Source organism: Vibrio sp. Vb1574, assembly GCF_033338675.1.
In genome coordinates this window covers 1-1391 of record NZ_JAWOTC010000211.1, presented here as the reverse complement: position 1 = coordinate 1391, position 1391 = coordinate 1, and the positions used below count along the sequence as shown (strand labels likewise).

Sequence of the window (1391 nt, the reverse complement as noted above, 5' to 3'; positions counted from 1 at the left end):
CTAGGTTCATCAGTTTATCGAGGTTCTCGTTAGGCGCGCCTGAACTGATGATGATTAAGTCCATGTCGTAAATGGCCTCGATATCGGAAAGTCGCTGATAATCAGCGTGAGTGAAATGTGCCACTTCGACAATCGCGACATCCGGTTGAACGTCGACGAAGTGATCAATCCAATCATCGTCCGTTTCTGTGTCATACAAACGGAACTTATGTAATTCCTGACAAGAAGCGATAGCCTCTTTGAGGGCGGGGTCTTGTATTCTTAGAAACAGGCTTGGCAGTGACATAGAAATGTCCTCTTCACTATAACAGAAACAATGTACGTGTATTATTTAAGCTGTACAAGACAAAATATTGTCAAAGTCTGTTTAGAATCTGGTTGGTTATTAATATAGTGAGATCAACAGCAAACTATATATCCACATCGTTTTTTCTTTCATTATTTGTTGTGTGGAATTGTAATTGTTAGAAATTAATCTCTCTTGATGGTTTTTGCGTACAAAAATAAACGAAAGGATGAGGTGTTATTTCTTCTCTATTTATCTTTTCTTCTTCAATGATTAAAAATTACATTTCTTCTGTGTAAATTATTCACGAATGGTTTCTCTCTCATCTTAAATATAACGGCTGTTTTAAAATAAACGCTTTAAAAATAGTTACTTATAAAGTTGGCACATGCTTTGCTCTATTAGAACTGCAACGTCAATATAGGAGAATTACCATGAATAACATCGCAGCTAAAATTGTACTTACTTCAGTTCTTGCAACGTCATCTACCGCAGTATTAGCCAGTGATAAATGGGAAAAAGAATCCATGGACGCTTGGCTAGATGGTAAAGCAGAAACCACCTTACTGCTTAACAGCAACCTGAACTCTTTTGATATCAACACTGATGTTGAAAATCAGGTGGTTACGCTGACAGGTTCGGTCAATAACGATTTGGAAAAGTCGCTGGCAGAAGAGTTGGTTTCAGGCCTTGATGGTGTGAAAAAAGTAAATAACGAGCTAACGGTAGTGAGTGAAAATAAACAAGATGCCGATTCTGATGCATTTGCTGCATTAACGGATTCAAAAATTACTACTATTGTGAAAACTCGTTTACTGATGGATACCAGCGTTAGTGGTACAGACATTGATGTCACCACAGAAAATAAAACCGTAACCTTAACCGGTAAAGTGAACTCAGATGCCGAGCACGATCTGGCATTATCGATTGCAAATAATACCAACGATGTAAATAAGGTTGTCGATAAGATTGAAGTTGTTCAGTAATAACTAATATTGAGCTTTCACTTTAAAAAATAGGGAGACAACACCATGGTTCGTTGGATGTTTATTTTCCTTGCTTTGGCTCTCGTTTCAGCGGTGCTCGGATTTAGTGGTATTGCCGG

General features: G+C 37.9%; 1 protein-coding gene and 1 pseudogene. One reads left to right on the top strand and one right to left on the bottom strand.

Annotation, left to right across the window (positions count from 1 at the left end; translation table 11 throughout):
- Window positions 1–286, bottom strand: a pseudogene (locus tag R7O12_RS24900) (sigma-54-dependent Fis family transcriptional regulator); the annotation flags it as partial.
- A gap of 434 nt (window positions 287–720) precedes the next feature.
- Here R7O12_RS24900 and R7O12_RS24895 point away from each other — a divergent pair.
- Window positions 721–1272 carry a BON domain-containing protein gene (locus tag R7O12_RS24895; protein WP_005466985.1) on the top strand — a complete coding sequence of 184 codons (552 nt, stop codon included), beginning with the start codon at window positions 721–723 and terminating at the stop codon, window positions 1270–1272.
- The last annotated feature ends 119 nt before the right edge of the window (window positions 1273–1391 follow it).